The following is an 18,637-nucleotide window of genomic DNA, read 5'->3' on the forward strand; positions in this document are numbered from 1 at the left end:
CGTGGCTCATGTTGGCGAGGAGCAAATCCAGACCAAACCAGATCGCCAAAACCAACACACCCACCCAAAAGACAAAAACACAGCCACCGCCAAGCCATTACAGCTCAGCACCAGCCAGCCAATCCAAAAGGTGAAAACAACAACACCGCCAGGAAGCGAAACCGCACCCCGGCGCCGCCGCCGATGGACAGCCTTATGAGCCAACAAGACCAAACCGTCAACACCGACGATGAAGGAAAAATCACGAAGCCGGCGCACAGAGGGCGGATCGGCTGCGACACCCGCTGCCGGGGCACTCAGTTCCGTTGCGGACGGCGCTCGGCGATACGGATCCTGAACCAATCGCGCAGAAGCTCGCGTTCATGGGAAAAGCTCCCCTGCGACAGTCGGGACGAACGCATCAGGAAAGACTGGTCCGTCACGACCTCCTCGCCCGACAGGATGCGTCGTTTTCCATGGGACAGGACGTATCGCAGGCCGAACCGTGGCGGGGTGATGTCCCGGACGACCCTCAGCCCGTAGGGGATATTCGCCCCCGGCTGTTCGAACCCGGCCAGATCGATGTCGAGCACGTCGACCGTCAGTGTCTCGCCGGGGCGCAGGGCCTCTCGTCCGTATCGCTCCATGATCCGGCCGACCTCGGCCAGCGTCACGCGCAGCGACAGGCCTGACCCGAACCGGTTCTGCGCATCCGTGAATCGGTCCGGCGCGATGAACCGAACCACGACCTCTGCCGTCGCGGCGGTCGGCAGCGTGACGGCTGCCACTGCGCCCATAGCGAGGACGATCCGCGCGGCGACGTGAGCCATCCGGGCCACGCCTCAGTAGCCCTTCTTGGCGCGTTCCAACGCACGGGTGAGCCCGTCCGCGATGACCGCGCGCTCGGGCGGCGAGGCATCGCGGGCCACCACCACCTGCTCACGCCGCGACACCAGGGTGAGCGTCTGAAGGCCGTATTCCTCGTCCTCGACCCGGGTGAGCTTGGTCCAGATCGGGTTGGACCGCCATTCGTGGCGCTCGCCGCGATGCGTGACCCGGGTGAGAAGCACCGCGATAGGCGAGATCATCACCTCTTCGAAGGATCGGCCGCGCCGGAAGCTCACCTTGAGCGCGATGAAGAGCGCCAGCATGTCGAGACCGAAGAACCCCGCCACCGGCCAGAAACCGGCCTGCATCATCTTGACGGAGACGACCGCGGAGACGAGGCAGCACGCCAACATCACCACGCGAAAGCCTTCGCGGCTCAAGGATTGATGCGGTCGGATCGTCGCCTGGAACAGCGGATGATCCATCGCCTCCGGGTCGAGGCCATCGGGGTGGGCGTGGTTGCTGCGCATCGTCATGCGCGCAATATAACGCGACCATGAAAACCCGACAGCCGCGCGCGCTCAAGAAGCCGTCGATCTCCGCCGCTTCGGCCGAACCGATCGTCGCAGGCGGGAAGAGCGGCCCCGCTCCGCTGCCACGCAAACTGGTCGCGGAAGTGTTCGCGAGGCTGGCCGCCGCCAACCCTGAACCGCGGCCGGAGCTCGATTACCACAACCCGTTCACGCTGCTCGTGGCCGTGGTCCTTTCCGCCCAGGCCACCGATCGCAGCGTCAACATCGCCACGGCGCCATTGTTCGCCGCAGCGGATTCGCCCGAGGCGATGCTGCGTCTCGGCGAGGAGCGGGTGCGCGGTTTCATCCGCACCATCGGTCTGTTCAACACCAAGGCCAGGAACGTCGTCGCCCTGTCGCGCATCCTGGTCGAACGCCACGGCGGCGAGGTCCCGCGGGAGCGGGAGGCCCTCGAAGTGCTGCCCGGGGTCGGACGCAAGACCGCGAGCGTCGTCCTCAACGTCGCCTTCGGCGTACCCACCATCGCCGTCGACACGCATATCTTCCGCGTCGCCAACCGGCTGCCCCTCGTGGTCGCCACCACGCCCGACAAGGTCCAGGCCGGACTGGAGGCGACCGTGCCCCAAGCCTACCTGCACGACGCCCACCACTGGCTGATCCTGTTCGGACGCTACGTCTGCAAGGCACGCCGGCCGGAGTGCCCGACCTGCCCGCTCGCGGATCTCTGCCGCTATCCGGCCAAGACCGTGGCCCTGCCCCCCTCCCCTGCCGCCGCGATCTAGCGGGGGATCGTCGGCCGTGCGGCCGTGCGGTCCCCAGGGCGTGGCCCCGCCGTCCGGCTAACGCGTTGTGCTGCCAACCCGCTTCGGGTAGTTTGCGACGCGGTCGTCGGGGCTTTCGACAAGCGACGTGTCTTCACGGCCCGACCGCACAGCGGTTGCCGCCGCGGATCCCACACCATCGTTTGCGTCCGAAGGAGCCACGGCCATGGATTTCCTCAAACCACGGTATACGCCTATGAACCGCCGCCGTCGCATCTACGAGGGCAAGGCGAAGGTCCTCTACGAGGGGCCCGAGCCCGGAACGCTCATCCAGCACTTCAAGGATGATGCCACTGCCTTCAACGCGCAGAAGCACGAGGTCATCGACGGCAAGGGCGTGCTGAACAACCGGATCTCCGAGTTCGTGTTCCAGCACCTCAACGACATCGGCGTGCCGACCCATTTCATCCGTCGCCTCAACATGCGCGAACAGCTGATCCGCGAAGTCGAGATCATCCCGCTCGAGGTGGTGGTCCGCAACGTCGCCGCCGGCTCGCTCGCGACTCGCCTCGGCCTCGAGGAAGGCACGCAGCTGCCGCGCTCGATCATCGAGTTCTACTACAAGAACGACGCGCTCAACGATCCGATGGTGTCGGAAGAGCACATCACGGCCTTCGGCTGGGCGACGCCCCAGGAGATCGACGACATCATGGCGCTGGCCATCCGGGTCAACGATTTCCTGTCGGGCCTCTTCCTCGGAGTCGGCATCCGCCTCGTCGACTTCAAGATCGAGACCGGCCGCCTGTGGGAAGGCGACATGATGCGCATCGTCGTGGCCGACGAGATCTCGCCGGACTCCTGCCGGCTGTGGGACATCAAGTCCTCGGACAAGCTCGACAAGGACCGCTTCCGCAAGGATCTCGGCGGCCTCATCGAAGCCTACACCGAAGTCGCCAAGCGGCTCGGCATCATGTCCGAGAACGAGAAGGTGCAGACCGGCGGCCCCCGGCTGGTGCAATAAGCCCGACCTAACGCGGCGGCCCGCCCGACCAGGTCCGGGCCAGCCGCACATGGGTGCCGAGGTTCGGATCGAACCCCGGGTGATAATGGGGGTCCTGCGCCAGCAGCGGCCCCCATCGCTTTTTGAAGGCCTCGACCTCGCGCCGGTGGCGGTCTTGCGACTCCGGTGTCCGGCGCCGGCTCGCCGCCTCGCGGTGGTGGAGGACGGCGCCGCCGACGTAGAGCGTGCGCCAGCCCGTCCGGGCGAGGCGCAGGCACAGGTCGACGTCGTTGAAGTCCACCGCGAAGGTCTCGGCGTCGAACCCCCCGACCCGCCGGAACTTGTCCGCTTCGACGACGAGGCAGGCCGCCGTCACCGCGCTGACGCTGCGCGTCACCCGCAGGGCGGAAAGATAGCCCAGGGCGTCGCCCGGACAGTGACGGTGTCCGTGCGTGACGAGACCGCCGGTGCCGAGCACGATACCGCCGTGCTGGATACGGCCCTCCCCGTCGAGGAGCCGGGCGCCGACCGCTCCGACCTCGAGGCGCAGGGCCTCGCGGCACATCCGTTCCAGCCAGTCGGGAGAGAACGCCTCGACGTCGTTGTTGACGAAGGCCAGGAGCCGCCCCCCTGCGGCCCGCGCCGCGGCGTTGTTCATGGCCGCGAAGTTGAAGGGGCCGGGACAGGCGATGACCCGGGCCTGGCCGCTTTCCGTCAGATCGCGGAAGTAGGCATGCGTCTGCGGCTCGCGACTGTCGTTGTCGCAGATCAGGATCTCGCAGGCCGGCCAGTCGGTCTGGTGGCGCAGGCTGTCGAGACAGGGCCGCAGCAGGTCGAGGCGGTCGCGGGTCGGCACGATGAGGCTCACCAGGGGGCGGTCCTCGGGCAGCGGCCTCGACACGGTGACGACCCCGTGCTCGTCGATGCGGCCGGTGAGGCCGCGGCGGCGCAGGAGATCGAGGCGGGCGCTGCGGTGGCCCGCCCCCCCCTCCCCTCTCGGGTCCGGCCGCCAATGCGAAAGAACCTGCGGCAGGTGGCGGATCGCGCCCGTGCCGAAGCGGTCGGCGATCATGAGAAGGCACGCGGCGGCGTAGGTGGGGGATGACGCGTCGGGCCGCTCGATGGCGGCCAGGGCGCTCGACCGCAAGGCGACGACCGGGCCGATGTAGTCCACCGCCAGAAGGTAGTCGGGATCGAAGGCCGGCCTCAGCACCGGCAGGGGCGACCCGCCGATCTCGGCCAAGGCATCGCCATACACCGCCTGGATTCCTGGCTCGGCAGCGAAAGCGGCTTCGATGCGAGCCTCGGCACCCGCCGCCGGGGTATGACCCGGGGCGAGATGAAGACGAAACGCGGGTCGATCGAGATCCCGCGACTCTCCGTCCCGGTGAGGAAGGATGCCGGTAATGGGGCCGGCAGGCCCGCCCGCCATCACGACCGGGACGGCCGTTCCTCCCTGCGTTCTCTCCCCCCAAAAAGAAGGGGCGGGCGTCTCGTCCTCGGACGTGGCGTTCGCAAGCCAGAGACGGCGATGATCGAGGCCGATCAGGGAAGCGAGGGCCTGGCGAGCCCGCAACCGTTTCCCGCGCAGCCGCGCCCACAGGATCGCGCCGAGCCGGTTCGGGTGTCGAGCCAGGATGGCAAGGGCCGTCATCCATCGCGCCCAGGCGCTCGGTGCCGGCAGCAGCGCGAAGCGCAGCGGGTCGAGGCTCTCGTCGGAGAGGTCGATGCGGGGCGGGAGCCTCGGCCTGCGCACCACCCTACTCGAGCTCCTCGCCGAAGGTCGTGAGGCTCAGCGACGGATGGTAGAACGGGTCGTGCCGGACCCGGTCGCGCCAGCGCGCGGCGAAACGGTCTCCCTCCGCTTCGAAGCGGCGGCGCTCCTCGCCCACCGGCGGACCGCGGCTCACCGATTCGAGATGCGACAGCGTCGCGTGCGGGGTCCAGATGCAGGCGTGGCCGGTCGCCGCCACCCGCAGGCAGAAATCGACGTCGTTGAAGTCGATGGGGAACGCCAGCGCGTCGAAGCCGTCGACGGCATCGTAAAGCTCCTTGCGGACGGCCAGACAGGCTGCGGTCACCGCCGAGACCTCGTGCGCCACCCGGAGCCGGCCGAGATGTCCGGGCGTGTCGCCCGCCCTGCAACGCAGGATGTGCCCGGCCCGGCCGCCGAGGCCAACCACGACGCCGGCATGCTGTAGCCGCCCGTCGCCATAGAGGAGCTTGGCGCCCACGGCGCCGACCCCCGGCCGACAGGCCTGGCGGACCATGGCGTCGAGCCAACCGGGCTCCAGCACCGCCACATCGTTGTTGAACAGGACCACGATCCCGTCCTCGGCCGCCGCCACCCCGGCATTGACCATGGCGGAGAAGTTGAAGGCCTGCGGGAAGGAGACGATCCGTACCCGCGGGTCGTCGCGCAGGGTGTCGTAATGCGCGAGCACGCCAGGATCGGTGGAGCCGTTGTCGACGATGACGAGGCGGATGGCCGGATAGGCGGTCTCGTGCAGGACGCCCCGCGTCGCCCGCGCGATCAGATCGAGCCGGTCGCGGGACGGGATCACGACGGTGGCGAGCGGGGGCGGGTCCGGCAGCGGCCACAGCAGATCGACGACGCCGTCGCGGCGCATCACCGTCGCGCGCGAACCGGTTTCGCGCAGATGGCGTTCGAGGGCCGCGGCCTCGCCCACCGTACTTCGCTCGACGCTGCGGCAGAGGACGCGGGGAACGTGGATGACGTCGCGCGCGCTCAGAGCGGCTGCCAAGGCGAGGTCGCGTGCGAGATCCGAAGAAACATCCACCGCCCGTCCTGCGAGGCGTGCCAGCAGGTCGCCCCGGTATAGCGCCGGCGCTCCGGGATGATCCGCCACCAGGGCAAGGTCGGGGCTCCAATCCGGCTTCAGCCGGACGTGGGACGCTCCCGGACCAGACCGGATCTCGTCGGCGTAGACCATGTCGGCGCAAGGGCGCGAACCAAGCGCCGCGACGAGGACCGCCAGGGCGTCGGGGCCAAGACGGTCGCCCGGCATCAGGATGCCGGCGATCCCGGCCTCGCCGACGAGGTCGCGCACCGTGGCCGCGCCCGGCACGACCCGGATGCGTTCGTCGGCCGGCAGGGCGATGGCGCGCGCCGAGAGAATCGTCAACCGCCAGTCGGAATGGCTCTGGGAGATCAGCGCATCCACCGTCGCGCGGATGCGATCGGGCGCCTCCTCCGCGGCCGGCAGGACCAGGGCGACGGTCGGTCCCGGCCCGGCGGCTGCCTCCGGCACGCTGCGAAGCGCCTGCCACCCCGCGAAGTCCGCGAGCGGCGTCACCGCGCAGCTGCCGCGCAGGATGTCGCGAAACCGGCGCTCGTCGCCCCGGGCATAGTGATAGAGGGCCGGCCCGGCGCGCGAGGGGCGCCGGATCAGGCATTCGGCGAACAGTCCGGCGTTCGTGCGCAAGCCGACGTGTTCCAGGACGAACCCGCTGTCGGGCTCGATCGCCAGCCGGATCTCGCTCACATCGGGAGCGACGTAGCCGAGCCAGACGCCACGGCCCTCGGCCCCGCCCGGCAGGACGAAATCCTGGACGACGCCGCCGGTCCGGAGCATCCGCACCATGGGGCGCAGCGGCCGGACGCGGGCGCGGCTGCGATACTGCAGCACGATCCAGCCGTTGCGCGGGCGCGGCGTCACCACCAGCCGCCGGTCGAACGGGGGATCGTCCACCGGCTCGAGGGCGAAAGCCGCCGGCCGGCCGCGCCGTAGCACGCGCGGACCTGTCCAGGACGCGTCGGTCAGGGGATCGATCTTTCGTGCCCCGTCGCCGCGGCGCCGATATCCTGGCGCGTCCTCACTGGGCGGCGCCCGCTGCCTCGGCGGGCGGTGCCGCCGGCTTCCTCTTGCGCGGTGCCGGCTTGGCCGGCGATCCACCCAGGGTCACGACGATCTCGTAATCCTCCGCCATGGCCGGGGGCACGATCAGGCCATCCTCCACGACCGTGAACAGGCCCTGGGCCTCGCCCGGCGCCACCGACACCGCGACCCGGCGCGCCCGCGTGGCCACCACCTTGTCGCCGTACTTGATCGAGATCTGCAACGGGGCCTCGAACCGACCCGGCGCCCCGGCGGGCCCGAGCAGCACCTGCCCGGCCACACCGACCTTCACGCTCAGGCCGCCTTCGGCGAGGCGGTTGCATTCGCGGGCGATCCGCCCGAGCGTGACCTGGTTGCGCAGGGAGGCATTGTCGCCGCCCTTGCCGCCGAAGCTGCGGATCGCGGCACCTCCCTCGGGCACGTCGACCTGGGGGCAATACGGCTCGCCGAGATCCTTGGGCTGGGACGGCGGCACCGTCGGGCCGCCGTACTTGAACATGTTCGTCAGGAAGTTGCCTTCCTCCGCCACCGCCCCGCCGGCGGTGGTGAGGCCGATGGCGAGGGCCGCCATCACGCACCGGGCCCGAACTCGTCTGCTGTGGTCCATCTCACCTCGTGCCCCTGTCGGGCCCGTTCACTTCAGGCTCTGGAAGCCCTGGCCGAACCCCTTCATCGAGAGCGGGATGCCGACGCCCTCCTCCGGGGTCTGGAAGACGATGAAAGTGGCCTGCGCGCCGTTGCTGAACTGCTTGACGAGGCCGTCGTCCATTACGACCTCGGCGACGCATCCCGTGGTCAGGCAGCGCACGAAACCCGCGCGCCCGACATCGGTCTGGTCGATCTTGAGGCCCAGGCCCGACGGCAGCAGGATGCCGAGCGGCGCCACCACCCGCAGGAGATAGCCGCGGTTGTCGGCGGTCTTCAGCACGATCACCACGAGCGTGAGGTTCGGCCGGTCCTCGGCAGCGAGATATTGCACCAGGGCGCATTGCTCGGCCTTGGCGCCGGCCGGCGTCTCGCAGCGCAATTGCCAGTCGCCGTAGGTGTTGCGCACGAGGCCCTGCGCCCTCGGCTCACCCGCCGCCGCCAGCAGGAGAGCCACGGACGCCACGGCCACGCCAAGGGCCGACGACGATCGCAAGGCACGTCGGAAGGCGCCCGATGCGCGATGCCGCAATTCACGCAACTCCACGCGGCGTTCCTCATCCTCGCCCCGCCGGCGGCGGGGCCTCGTCGAAAGCGAGGTGTTCCGACCATGCCGGGACATGCCCTGTCAAGCGAACATGCCCTGTCGAGCGAAGCGGAGGTACACGGCCCTGCGGACTATCGCGCCGCGCCCGCAGGCTTTAGTCGTGGAGCAAGACGGCTTCCTCGATATGCGGACTTTTCCATGCGGCACAGCGCGATCCTCATCCCCCTGATCCTCGCGGCGGCCGCCCCCGCCCGGGCGGAGCCGCTGCCGGTGGGAGAGACCACCTACATCGAGCGCTCCCTCAACCGGGACGGTCCCCTCGTCATCGAGCATCGTCCGGTCGCGCGCACGCCGGGCGGGCGCCGTGCCGGCAGTTCGGCCGAGATCGCCGGTTTCTGCCGCGACGGAGGCCACGTCCGGCGCCGCGACGAGTTCGGCCGGCCGGTGATCATCCGCCAGCGCGAGGTCTGCGACAGCGTCGCGCCGCGCACCCTCGCTCCGGGCGAGGTCGACCCGCGACCGACCTGGCCGGAACAGGCCGTCCCCGTCCAGCGCGTGCTGCGCTCGCGCGGCTGAATCCGGCAAGGCCCACTCAGCCTTTCGCGGACAGGAGGCGGCCGAGGACCACGACGTCGTCGTGGTTTTCCGTGAGGAGGTCGGTGACGTCGCCATCCACCAGGGCGGTGACGTGGCGGCAGCGTATGGCGTAGCGCCCGGCCGCGCAGGTGCAGCGCAGGCTCAAGCCCGCGGGGCGCGATTCCGCGGTGACTTCGTAGCGTTTGCCGGTGCGCCCGCGCACACCGAAGCGCAGGGCTGGCGCCGTCCGGGCGGCCTCGCGCGCCAGCGGACGGCGTGTCCCCTCCGGTTCGCCGGTGCGGGGCGCGATGGACAGCCCCAGCATCTGCGCGAGGCTGACGATATCGGCGGCACCACGCTCGCGGGCGGCCGCCAGGGCGATTTGGGCACAAGCATAGGCGTCCTCGCCGGCATCGTGATGCGCGAACCGGATGCCGAGGCGACCCGCGACCTTGCCGAGGCCGCAGCCGGCCGGGTCCGGAAAGACCCTGCGCGCGACCTGCACCGTGCACAGCGACGCCAACGGCGGCACCGATAGCCCGTAGGCGGCGAGCGAAGCGCGCAGCACGCCGAGGTCGAACGGGGCGTTGTGGGCGAGGATCAGCCCGGACGCGAGGTCCGGCAGGAACTCCGCCATGGCGTCGGGAAACTCGGGGGCGTGGCGGACGTCGGCCGGCAGGATGCCGTGGACCCGGATGTTGCCCGGGGAGAACCGCAGGTCGCGCGGGCGGATGAGCCGCGATTCCCGCCGGACAACGGCGCCGCCCGCGATCCAGGCGAGGCCGACCGCGCAGGCACTGTCGCGGCGCTCGTTGGCGGTCTCGAAATCGAGGGCGACGACCGGTCGGCTCACGCGGCCGCCACCAGGGCGAGCCAATCGTCCTCGCTGATGACCTTCACGCCGTGCTTCTCGGCGTCCTTGAGCTTCGAGCCGGCCCCCGGCCCGGCGACCACGAGGTCGGTGCGGGCCGAGACCGAACCGGAGACCTTCGCGCCAAGCCGCTCGGCCGTTGCCTTGGCCTCGCTGCGGGTCATCTTCTCGAGCGATCCCGTGAAGACCACGGTCTTGCCGGAGAAGGCGGCCGACCGGGTGGCGGCCGCGGGCGCTTCCGTCGTCACCTCGTCGAGGAGCGCGCGCACCGCGGAATCGTTGTGCGGCTCGGAAAAGAACTGGATCAGCGAATCGGTGGCGACAGGGCCGATCTCGCCGTCGTCGGCTAACAGGCGATAGGCGTCGCCGGGGCGTTGCTCGGCGGCCCGGGACAAGGCGGCGCGGATGGCCTCCCCGCTGCCGTAGTGGGCGATCAGGTTCTCGCGTTGCGCCGCCGTCAGGCGCCGGCCCGTCGGCGCCTCGACGGTGGCGGGCTCCTCCTCCTCCGGCGGCCGGTCGTCGGGAAAACCCGCCTCCACCAGCCGGTCGCGGGTCGTCGGTCCGATCCGCGGGATCGCGGCGAGCGCGAGCCAGTCCGGGCCGGCCTGGGCGGCGGCGGCGCGGGCGACGGCCTCCATGAGAGCGGGCATGTCGGCAAAGCGCTTGGCCAGGGCCTTGGCGGTGGATTCGCCGATCTGAGGGATACCCAGCGCGAAGACGAAGCGGTGGAGGGGGAGCCGGCGGCGCTCCTCCACCGCCGCCACGAGGTTCTTGATCGCCTTGTCCTCGTCCTCGCCCTTCTTCTTGGTGGGTTTCTTCGGTGCCGGCTCGCCCTCGGCACGCCGCGCCGCCGACAGCGCCTCGCGTCGGGCCACCACCGCCCGCTTGAGGTCGTCGAACCGCAACCGGAACAGGTCGGCGGGCTGCTTGACCACGCCGGCCTCGAACAGGACCTCGATGTAGGTCTCGCCGAAGCCCTCGATGTCGAAGGCGTTGCGCGAGACGAAGTGCTTGAGCCGCTCGACGCCCTGGGCGGGGCAGATCAACCCGCCGGTGCAGCGGCGCACCGCGTCGGTCTGGCCGGTGCGCGGGTTCACGGCGCGCACCGCGCGGCTGCCGCAGGCCGGACACGTCGTCGGGAAGGCGAAGGGCGTCGCTTCGGACGGGCGCTTGTCGAGGACCACGTCCATGACCTTCGGGATGACGTCGCCGGCCCGCTGCACCACGACGGTATCGCCGACGCGGATGTCGCGACCCTCGCGGATCGGCTCACCGTCGCCGCCGACGCCCTGGACGTAGCCCTCGTTGTGGAGGGTGGCGTTCGAGACGACGACGCCGCCCACGGTCACCGGCCGGAGCTTGGCCAGCGGGTTGAGGGAGCCGGTGCGGCCGACGTTGATCTCGATGCCCTCGACGATCGTCAGCGCCTGCTGGGCCGCGAACTTGTGGGCGAGCGCCCAGCGCGGGCTGCGCGAGACGAAGCCGAGGCGGCGCTGCAGGGACAGGTCGTCGACCTTGTAGACCACGCCGTCGATGTCGTAGCCGAGATCGGCCCGATCGGCCTCGATGGCGCGGTAGTGGGCCACCATGCCGGCGGCGTCCCCGCACAGGGCCGTGCGGTCGTTGACGGCGATGCCCCAGCGGCGGAACGCCGCGATCATCCCGTGCTGCGTCCCGGCGGCCATGGCGGACATCTCGCCCCAGGCGTAGCCGAAGAATTTCAATGGCCGCGATGCCGTGACGGTCGGATCGAGCTGGCGCAGCGATCCGGCCGCCGCGTTGCGCGGGTTGGCGAAGAGAGCCTTGCCGGCGGCGTCCTGGCGCGCGTTGATGGCGGCGAAATCGGCGTGCGACAGGTAGACCTCGCCGCGCACCTCGCAGATCTCCGGCCAGCCGTCTCCCTCCAGCGTCTCCGGGATGCCCGCCACGGTGCGGGCGTTGGCGGTGACGTCCTCGCCGACCTCGCCGTCGCCGCGGGTGGCGGCCGTGACGAGGCGTCCGCCCTCGTAGCGCAGCGACAGCGAGAGGCCGTCGATCTTCGGCTCGGCGGTGAAGGCCAGGGCCGCCGTCTCCGGCAGCGCCAGGAAGCGGCGCACGCGCGCCACGAACTCGTCCACCTCCGCGTCGGCGAAGGCGTTGCCGAGGGAGAGCATCGGCACCGCATGCCGGACCTTGGCGAACTTCTCCGAGGGCTTGGCACCCACGGACGCGCTCGCCGCCCCCGTGCCCGCGAGCTCCGGAAACGCCGTCTCGAGCCGTTCGAGGCTCCGGCGCAGGGCGTCGTATTCCGCATCCGTCAGGATCGGCGCATCCTCGCCGTGATAGAGCCGGTCGGCCTCGGCGATCTCGGCCGAGAGGGCGGCATGCTCGGCACGCGCCGTTTCCGGCGTTCGTGGGTCGGTTACGTCTGCGGTCATGGGATGATCTGCGAGAGGGCCGGGGCCGCCCTCATAGCATCCCCGAATCCCCGAGGGAGCACCGGGCTTGCCGCATCGGTCTTCGGCACCGACATCGCGCAGGTGCGTTGCAGCACAGGCGCGCCGTAACCGCGGCCCCTCGCCGGCGAAAGTCGACGTCGGGTCGCCGGTGTGCCCATCGCACCGCCAGGCGCCGCCGACGTCAGGATGTCAGGACACGCATGCCCGCCACCACCGCCCTCGCCGCGCCCTGGCGCGATCGCGCCGGCCGCCTCTCCGGCCTGAAGCTCGCGACCTTCCTGTTCGCGCTGGCGCCCGGCCTCTGGCTCGCCGGATCGTACGGCCTCGACGCCCTCGGGCCGAAACCGATCACCGCGCTGATCCACGGCACCGGCGACTGGGCGGTGCGTTTCCTGCTGCTCTCGCTCGCGGTGACGCCGCTGCGACGGATCGCGAACTATCCCAGGTTCATCCTGGTGCGGCGGATGCTCGGCCTGACGGTCCTCGCCTATGCCCTCCTGCACCTCGGCCTCTACGTGGTCGACCAGAACTTCATCCTGTCCAAGGTCGCCTCCGAGATCGTGCAGAGATTCTATCTCACCATCGGGTTCGTCGCGCTGCTCGGTCTGACCGTGCTCGGCGTAACCTCCACCGACGGCATGATCCGGCGCCTGGGGAAAGCGTGGCCGCGGCTGCACAAGGTCGTCTACGCGATCGCGGCGCTCGGCCTGTTCCACTACTTCCTGCAGACCAAGATCGACGTCTCGAACCCGGTGTTCTGGACAGGCCTGTTCATCGTGCTGATGGGCTGGCGCGCCATGCAGCGCTTCAGGATCGCGTCCAATCCGGCGACCCTCGTCGGTCTGGCGGTCGCATCGGCGCTGCTCACCGCGCTGGTCGAGGCGGCCTGGTACGGCCTCAAGAGCGGCGTTCCGGCGAGCGCGGTGCTCGGTGCCAACCTCGACTTCTCCTACAGCATCCGGCCGGCCTGGTGGGTGCTCGGCTACGGCCTGCTCCTGCCGCTCGTGAACCTCGTGCGGACGCTGACGGACACGGCCAAGCCCAGGCCGACGACGCTCGACCGGTCGGTCGGCGGACGGCCGGTGGCCGCGGAGTAGTCCGGCCACCTTGCCCTCGCCGGAGCGGACGCCCACAACCGGCCCGGACGATTCGGGTCGCGTAGGGAGCAACGTCATGGTCCGCTGGTCTGTTCTGGGCTGCCTTTCCGCCCTGACCCTTGCCACCGCCGCGTCGGCGGCCTGTACGGCACCGGTGCCGCCTCCCGTCGAGCAGAGGCCGGCCAAGCCCGCCGTACCGGCAAAGCCCGCCTGCCTCGATGCCAAGGGCGGCTGCCCCGGCTGGGAGGCCTACAGCTTCAACGATGCGGTGAAGGCCTACAACCTCCAGCTCGAAGCCTATCGCCCCCTGGCGGAGGGCTACGTGAAGGCGCTCAACGGCTATGTGAAGGCCAGCGCCGATTACGCGCAATGCGAGGTGAAGGCGCTGCAATAGTGCAGCGATCCGCTTCGTGCGTCGTCGTGGTGGTAACATGATGTGGTGAGCGAGCCGCCCAAACCGCGCCTGACGGTGGACGAGTTCCTGGCCTGGTCCGAGGACCGGCCGGGCCGTTACGAACTCCTGGGCGGCGAGGTTTTTGGGATGTCGCCCCAGCGGGTGCGGCACGCGGAAGTGACGTTGGCCGTCCAGCTCGCGCTCCGCGCCGCCTTGCACGCAGCCGGCTCGCCCTGCCGGATGTTGCCGGATGGATTGACCGTAAGGATCGACGACGCGACGGCCTTCGAGCCAGACGCCCTTGTCTACTGCGGAGATCGCCTGGACGCTGACGCTGTCGAGGTGCCGGCCCCCGTCATCGTGGTCGAGGTGTTGTCGCCCAGTACCCACGGCCTCGATACCGGACATAAGCTCAACGGCTACTTCCGCGCGCCGAGCGTGATGCACTCCCTCATCGTCGACCCGAAGCGCCGCCTGATCGTCCACCATCGGCGCGCCACCGACGAGCTGATGGAAACCCGGATCGCCGCCATGGGGACGACCCTCGACCTCACGCCTCCCGGCCTCGCATTGGCGGTCGCCGAGGTGTTCGAGGCGGGCTGAGCGCGGCCGTCCCGCTGCGGGTGCCGCGGCTTGACCCGTGCCGGAGGTGGTGCGACAGCCGCCCACAGTGATCAATCGCGCTCGCGAGGCCTCCCGCATGTCCGCACCCCTCGATCTCCTCGTCCTCGGCAACGCCATCGTCGACGTCATCGCCCGGACCGACGACGCATTCCTCGCCGCAAAGGGGGTGACCAAGGGGGCGATGCAGCTGATCGACGAGGAGCGGGCCGAAACCCTGTTCGCATCGATGGGACCGGCCACGATCGTGTCCGGCGGCTCGGGCGCCAACACCGCCGTCGGCGCCGCCCTCCTGGGCACCAGGACCGGATTCGTCGGCAAGGTCCGCAACGACGAGCTCGGCGGCCTGTTCGCCCACGACCTCAAGGCGACCGGCGTCACGTTCGCGGTGCCGCCCGCCGGCGACGGGCCGGCCACCGCGCGCTGCTTCGTCCTCGTGACGCCGGACGGCGAGCGCACCATGAACACCTACCTCGGTGCCTGCCAGGGCCTGAGCCCGGCCGACGTCGACGAGGCCCTCGTGGCGAGTGCCCGCGTCGTCTACCTCGAGGGCTACCTGTGGGATCCGCCCGCCGCCAAGGATGCGTTCCGCAAGGCGGCCAAGGTCGCCCACACCGCCGGCAACGCCGTCGCGCTGACCCTGTCGGACGCCTTCTGCGTCGGCCGCTACCGCGAGGAATTCCTCGGGCTGCTCCGCGACGGCAGCGTCGACATTCTGTTCGCCAACATCGGTGAGCTGCAGAGCCTCTACCAGACCGACGACCCGGACGTGGCCCTCAAGGCCCTGCGCGACGAGCGCGACATCCGCGGGATGCACCTGCTCGGCGTCGTCACGCGCTCGGCCGAGGGCGCGATGGTGGTCAAGGGCGGCGAGATCCGCCAGGTGCCGGCCTCGCCGATCCGCGAACTCGTCGACAGCACCGGAGCGGGCGACCTGTTCGCGGCGGGCTTCCTCGCCGGCCACGCCCGCGGTCTCGACCATGTCGCCAGCGCCAAGCTCGGCGCCCTGGCGGCGGCCGAAGTGATCCAGCACATCGGCGCCCGCCCGCAGAGCGACCTCGTCGCCCTGGCCAAGGCCCAGGGTATCTTCTGATCGCAACTGCGGCGGGTGATCCCGGATCGCCCGCCGCATATGCTCGCTGCATCGCGGCGGCGTTCGGGTCGATACGCTACAGTTTCAGCAGCACCTTCCCCATCGCCTCGCGGCGCTGGAGGATGCCCAGCGCGTCCACATAGGCCTCCAGCGGATGCACGCTGTCGACCTTGGCGGTCAGGCGGCCTTGGGCCACCCAGTCGAGCAGCTGGACTTGGTTGGCCCGGTGCGCCTCCGGCTCGCGCTCCACGAACACGCCCCAATGCACGCCTTGGATGTCGATGCCCTTGATCAGCGCCAGGTTGAGGGGGATGCGCGGGATCTCGCCGGCGGCAAAGCCGATCACGAGGTAGCGCCCCTTCCAGGCGAGGGAGCGCAGGGCCGGCTCGGCATAATCGCCGCCGATCGGATCGTAGACGACATCGATTCCCCGTCCGCCGGACAGCCTGCGCAGGGCTTCGCGCAGGTTGTCCCGGCCGTAATCGACGAGGTCGTGGGCGCCGTGCGACTTGGCGAGGGCGAGTTTTTCGGCCGAGGAGGCGCAGGCGATCACCCGTGCGCCCATCAGCGCCCCGAGTTCCACCGCGGCAAGGCCGACGCCGCCCGAGGCGCCGAGCACCGCCAGGGTCTCGCCGGGCCGGAGTCTCGCCCGGTCCCGCAGGGCGTGCAGGGTGGTGCCGTAGGTGATCGTCAGCCCGGCCGCCTGTTCGTCGGTGACCGTATCCGGCACCCTGGCGAGGCCGGCCGCCGGCACCGCGATGCGTTCGGCGCAGGTGCCGAACTTGGCGTGCACGATCACCCGGTCGCCCACCGCCACGCCCGTCGCCCCCTCGCCCAGCGCCTCCACCACGCCGCAGGCCTCGCCGCCGGGCGAGAACGGCAATTCCGGCTTCACCTGGTAGCGCCCGGCGATGATCAGCGTGTCGAAGAAGTTGAGCGCCGCCAGCCTCACCCGCACCACCGCCTCGCCCGGGCCGGGGACGGGATCCGGCAGCGTTGCGATGGCGAGATCGTCCGGTCCGCCGAGGCGGGAGCACAGCAGGGCCTTCATGGGTCGGTCCTCGGATCAGCCGGATCCGTCAGGCCGGCCGCGTGGCGGTGAGCATGTAGTTGACGGCCGTGTCGCGGGCCTGGGACCAGCGATCGCCGATCGGGTTGTAGACCACGCCGGCGACGTCCGTCACCGTCAGGCCGGCGCGGGCGATGTCGGCGGTCAACTCGTCGGGGCGCACGAACTTGTCCCAGTCGTGCGTGCCCTTCGGCAGCCAGCCGAGCACGTATTCCGCCCCGACGATGGCCAGCGCATAGGAGCGCAGGGTGCGGTTGATGGTGGCGGCGAACAGGAGGCCGCCGGGCTTGACCGCCCGGCAGGCGGTGGCGACGAAGGCGCTGCGGTCGGCCACGTGTTCCACCACCTCCATCGCCAGCACGATGTCGAAGCGCGCGCCCGCCGCGACCACGGCTTCGATGGTCTCCTCACGATAGTCGACCGGCACGCCCTGCGCCTGCGCATGGGCGCGGGCCACGGCGACGTTGGTGGGGGCCGGGTCGAGGCCGGTGACCGTGGCTCCGAGCCGCGCCAGCGGCTCCGACAGCACGCCGCCGCCGCAGCCGATGTCGACGAGGGTCAGGCCTTCGAGCGGAAACGGCGCGCGCGGATCGCGGCCCGCGTGGCGGCAGACGGCGTCGCGGACGTAGGCGAGGCGGACCGGGTTGAAGCGGTGGAGCACCCGCATCGGCCCGGCTTCGTCCCACCAGGTCGCGGCGATGGCCTCGAACCGGGCGACCTCGTCGCGGTCGATGGAGGAGGCGCTGCGGTCGTTCATGAAACCTGCCGGATCGGGATGCCGCCGCCGGGCGGCACTTCGTCCGACCGTGCCGGATTGTTGACACGCTCGGGCCGCCCTTGTACCCGCCGGACGCCCACCCGGTGAAGCCCTGCCTGATGCGATGTCGGCCGCGACGGCCGCGGCAGGCTGGCGCGTCGATCGCTTCGGATCGGCCGAGGCAAACGTCGATACCGGCCGGATTGCCAGAGAAAGACGACACGGACGCGACATGCCCCGTTTGGTGATGAAATTCGGCGGCACCTCCGTCGCGACCCTCGACCGGATCCGAAACGTCGCCCGCCACGTCGCCCGCGAGGTCGCCGCCGGCTACGAGGTCGCCGTCGTGGTCTCGGCGATGTCGGGCAAGACCAACGAGCTCGTGGGCTGGGTCAAGGACGCCGATCCCCTCTACGACGAGGCCGAGTACGACGCGGTCGTGGCCTCGGGCGAGCAGGTGACCTCCGGGCTCCTGGCCATCGCCCTGCGCAAGGACGGGATCAGGGCCCGGTCGTGGCAGGGCTGGCAGGTCCCGATCCTGACCTCCGACGCGCACGGCTCGGCCCGCATCGAGGACATCGACGGCGCGCGCCTCGACGAGGGCTTCAAGCGCGGCGAGGTGGCGGTGATCGCCGGCTTCCAGGGCATGCATGCGGCCACCGGCCGGCTCACCACCCTCGGCCGGGGCGGCTCGGACACCAGCGCGGTCGCTATCGCCGCGGCGATCGGGGCGGAGCGCTGCGACATCTACACGGACGTCGACGGCGTCTACACGACCGATCCGCGGGTCGTCCCCAAGGCCCGGCGCATGGAGCGCGTGACCTTCGAGGAGATGCTGGAGATGGCCTCCCTCGGGGCCAAGGTGCTCCAGGTCCGCTCCGTCGAGCTCGCGATGGTGCATCGGGTCCCGACCACCGTCCGCTCCAGCTTCGACCCGCCCGACAACGCCCGCCCCGGCACCCTCATCTGCGACGAGGACGACAGCGTGGAACAGCAGATCATCACCGGCATCGCCTTCTCGAAGGACGAGGCGCAGATCACCCTGCGCAACCTCAAGGACAGTCCCGGCATCGCCGCGGCGATCTTCGGGCCGCTGGCGGACGCCAACATCAACGTCGACATGATCATCCAGACCGTGTCGGGCGACCAGGCCACCACCGACATGACCTTCACCGTGCCGGCCGCCGACTACGACCGCGCCCGCACCATCCTGGCCGGCCAGAGCGGCACCATCGCCTTCGGGCAGATCGAGGGTGCCACCGACGTCGTGAAGGTCTCCGCCATCGGGGTCGGCATGCGCAGCCATGCGGGCGTGGCCGCCAAGGCGTTCCGGGCGCTGGCCGAGAAGGGAATCAACATCCGCGCGATCACCACGTCCGAGATCAAGTTCTCGGTCCTGATCGATGCGGCCTATACGGAGCTTGCCGTTCGCACGCTCCACTCGCTATACGGCCTCGATCAGGCCTGAGCCCCGCAGGCGCGTCGCGCAGGACTTGCCTTCGGGGATTCGCCCGCGGGGCTTGCGTGCTGCCTTTGCAGGAATGGCGTCAGGCGCCGAAGCTGGATTG

At 70.5% G+C, this 18,637-nt stretch carries 19 protein-coding genes; 9 read left to right on the forward strand and 10 right to left on the reverse strand.

All coding sequences use genetic code 11. The annotated features are described in order from the left end of the window. The coding region (locus ASF39_RS22150) for a hypothetical protein (RefSeq protein WP_210168682.1) at positions 1–199 on the forward strand (199 nt) is incomplete at its 5' end. A gap of 97 nt (positions 200–296) precedes the next feature. Here ASF39_RS22150 and ASF39_RS18020 read toward each other — a convergent pair. Continuing rightward, positions 297–809 (reverse strand): DUF3016 domain-containing protein, encoded by a 513-nt coding sequence (locus ASF39_RS18020; protein WP_056286502.1) that lies wholly within the window; start codon positions 807–809, stop codon positions 297–299. A 12-nt stretch (positions 810–821) separates the two neighbouring features. Beyond that, positions 822–1,343, reverse strand: a complete 522-nt coding sequence (locus ASF39_RS18025) for a DUF2244 domain-containing protein (protein WP_056286505.1) — start codon at positions 1,341–1,343, stop codon at positions 822–824. A 20-nt stretch (positions 1,344–1,363) separates the two neighbouring features. Here ASF39_RS18025 and nth point away from each other — a divergent pair, with 20 nt between their 5' ends. Together nth and purC are read left to right on the forward strand one after the other, a co-directional pair. Beyond that, complete coding sequence (nth, locus tag ASF39_RS18030; RefSeq protein WP_082494661.1) at positions 1,364–2,122, forward strand: endonuclease III; 759 nt, start codon at positions 1,364–1,366, stop codon at positions 2,120–2,122. A 205-nt stretch (positions 2,123–2,327) separates the two neighbouring features. Next, positions 2,328–3,122, forward strand: a complete 795-nt coding sequence (gene purC / locus ASF39_RS18035) for a phosphoribosylaminoimidazolesuccinocarboxamide synthase (RefSeq protein ID WP_082494662.1) — start codon at positions 2,328–2,330, stop codon at positions 3,120–3,122. 7 nt (positions 3,123–3,129) lie between these two features. Here purC and ASF39_RS18040 read toward each other — a convergent pair whose 3' ends face one another. The 4 genes from ASF39_RS18040 to ASF39_RS18055 all read right to left on the reverse strand — a co-directional run bounded on the left by ASF39_RS18040 (position 3,130) and on the right by ASF39_RS18055 (position 8,072). Next, the gene (locus ASF39_RS18040) at positions 3,130–4,755 is read right to left on the reverse strand and encodes a glycosyltransferase (protein ID WP_082494674.1); all 1,626 of its coding nucleotides are present in this window, start codon (positions 4,753–4,755) and stop codon (positions 3,130–3,132) included. Positions 4,756–4,861: 106 nt separating this feature from the next. Beyond that, complete coding sequence (locus ASF39_RS18045) at positions 4,862–6,814, reverse strand: glycosyltransferase (protein ID WP_348271526.1); 1,953 nt, start codon at positions 6,812–6,814, stop codon at positions 4,862–4,864. 124 nt (positions 6,815–6,938) lie between these two features. Beyond that, positions 6,939–7,532, reverse strand: coding sequence for a hypothetical protein (locus ASF39_RS18050; protein ID WP_055889528.1), 594 nt, complete (start codon positions 7,530–7,532; stop codon positions 6,939–6,941). A 63-nt stretch (positions 7,533–7,595) separates the two neighbouring features. Next, a complete protein-coding gene (locus tag ASF39_RS18055; RefSeq protein WP_338011794.1) occupies positions 7,596–8,072 on the reverse strand; it encodes an invasion associated locus B family protein in 477 nt (158 codons plus the stop codon). A gap of 279 nt (positions 8,073–8,351) precedes the next feature. Here ASF39_RS18055 and ASF39_RS18060 point away from each other — a divergent pair, with 279 nt between their 5' ends. Then, entirely contained in the window at positions 8,352–8,729 is a 378-nt protein-coding gene (locus tag ASF39_RS18060) for a hypothetical protein (RefSeq protein ID WP_055889534.1), read from the forward strand. Between the two features lie 16 nt (positions 8,730–8,745). On the opposite strand, the gene ASF39_RS18065 is transcribed toward ASF39_RS18060, so the two are convergent. Both ASF39_RS18065 and ligA read right to left on the reverse strand, forming a co-directional pair. After that, entirely contained in the window at positions 8,746–9,582 is an 837-nt protein-coding gene (locus tag ASF39_RS18065) for a 3'-5' exonuclease (protein WP_056286511.1), read from the reverse strand. After that, on the reverse strand, positions 9,579–12,017 hold the full coding sequence (ligA, locus tag ASF39_RS18070; protein WP_056286514.1) for an NAD-dependent DNA ligase LigA: 2,439 nt from the start codon (positions 12,015–12,017) through the stop codon (positions 9,579–9,581). Before ligA ends, ASF39_RS18065 begins: the two co-directional genes overlap by 4 nt. 221 nt (positions 12,018–12,238) lie before the next feature. Between ligA and ASF39_RS18075 the strand changes: the two genes are divergently transcribed. The 4 genes from ASF39_RS18075 to ASF39_RS18090 all read left to right on the forward strand — a co-directional run bounded on the left by ASF39_RS18075 (position 12,239) and on the right by ASF39_RS18090 (position 15,243). Continuing rightward, positions 12,239–13,135 (forward strand): protein-methionine-sulfoxide reductase heme-binding subunit MsrQ, encoded by an 897-nt coding sequence (locus ASF39_RS18075; protein ID WP_056286516.1) that lies wholly within the window; start codon positions 12,239–12,241, stop codon positions 13,133–13,135. A gap of 76 nt (positions 13,136–13,211) precedes the next feature. Beyond that, on the forward strand, positions 13,212–13,529 hold the full coding sequence (locus ASF39_RS18080; RefSeq protein ID WP_056286519.1) for a hypothetical protein: 318 nt from the start codon (positions 13,212–13,214) through the stop codon (positions 13,527–13,529). 45 nt (positions 13,530–13,574) lie between these two features. Further along, on the forward strand, positions 13,575–14,132 hold the full coding sequence (locus ASF39_RS18085) for a Uma2 family endonuclease (RefSeq protein ID WP_056286728.1): 558 nt from the start codon (positions 13,575–13,577) through the stop codon (positions 14,130–14,132). Between the two features lie 97 nt (positions 14,133–14,229). Then, complete coding sequence (locus tag ASF39_RS18090) at positions 14,230–15,243, forward strand: adenosine kinase (protein ID WP_056286522.1); 1,014 nt, start codon at positions 14,230–14,232, stop codon at positions 15,241–15,243. Between the two features lie 76 nt (positions 15,244–15,319). Here ASF39_RS18090 and ASF39_RS18095 read toward each other — a convergent pair whose 3' ends face one another. Both ASF39_RS18095 and ubiG read right to left on the reverse strand, forming a co-directional pair. Beyond that, positions 15,320–16,294 carry an NADPH:quinone oxidoreductase family protein gene (locus tag ASF39_RS18095; RefSeq protein ID WP_056286525.1) on the reverse strand — a complete coding sequence of 325 codons (975 nt, stop codon included), beginning with the start codon at positions 16,292–16,294 and terminating at the stop codon, positions 15,320–15,322. Between the two features lie 28 nt (positions 16,295–16,322). Beyond that, a complete protein-coding gene (gene ubiG, locus ASF39_RS18100; protein ID WP_055889557.1) occupies positions 16,323–17,069 on the reverse strand; it encodes a bifunctional 2-polyprenyl-6-hydroxyphenol methylase/3-demethylubiquinol 3-O-methyltransferase UbiG in 747 nt (248 codons plus the stop codon). A gap of 232 nt (positions 17,070–17,301) precedes the next feature. Between ubiG and ASF39_RS18105 the strand changes: the two genes are divergently transcribed. Next, positions 17,302–18,537 (forward strand): aspartate kinase, encoded by a 1,236-nt coding sequence (locus ASF39_RS18105; protein WP_056286529.1) that lies wholly within the window; start codon positions 17,302–17,304, stop codon positions 18,535–18,537. Positions 18,538–18,637 lie beyond the last annotated feature (100 nt).

This window comes from Methylobacterium sp. Leaf108 (assembly GCF_001423265.1).
GTDB lineage: Bacteria > Pseudomonadota > Alphaproteobacteria > Rhizobiales > Beijerinckiaceae > Methylobacterium.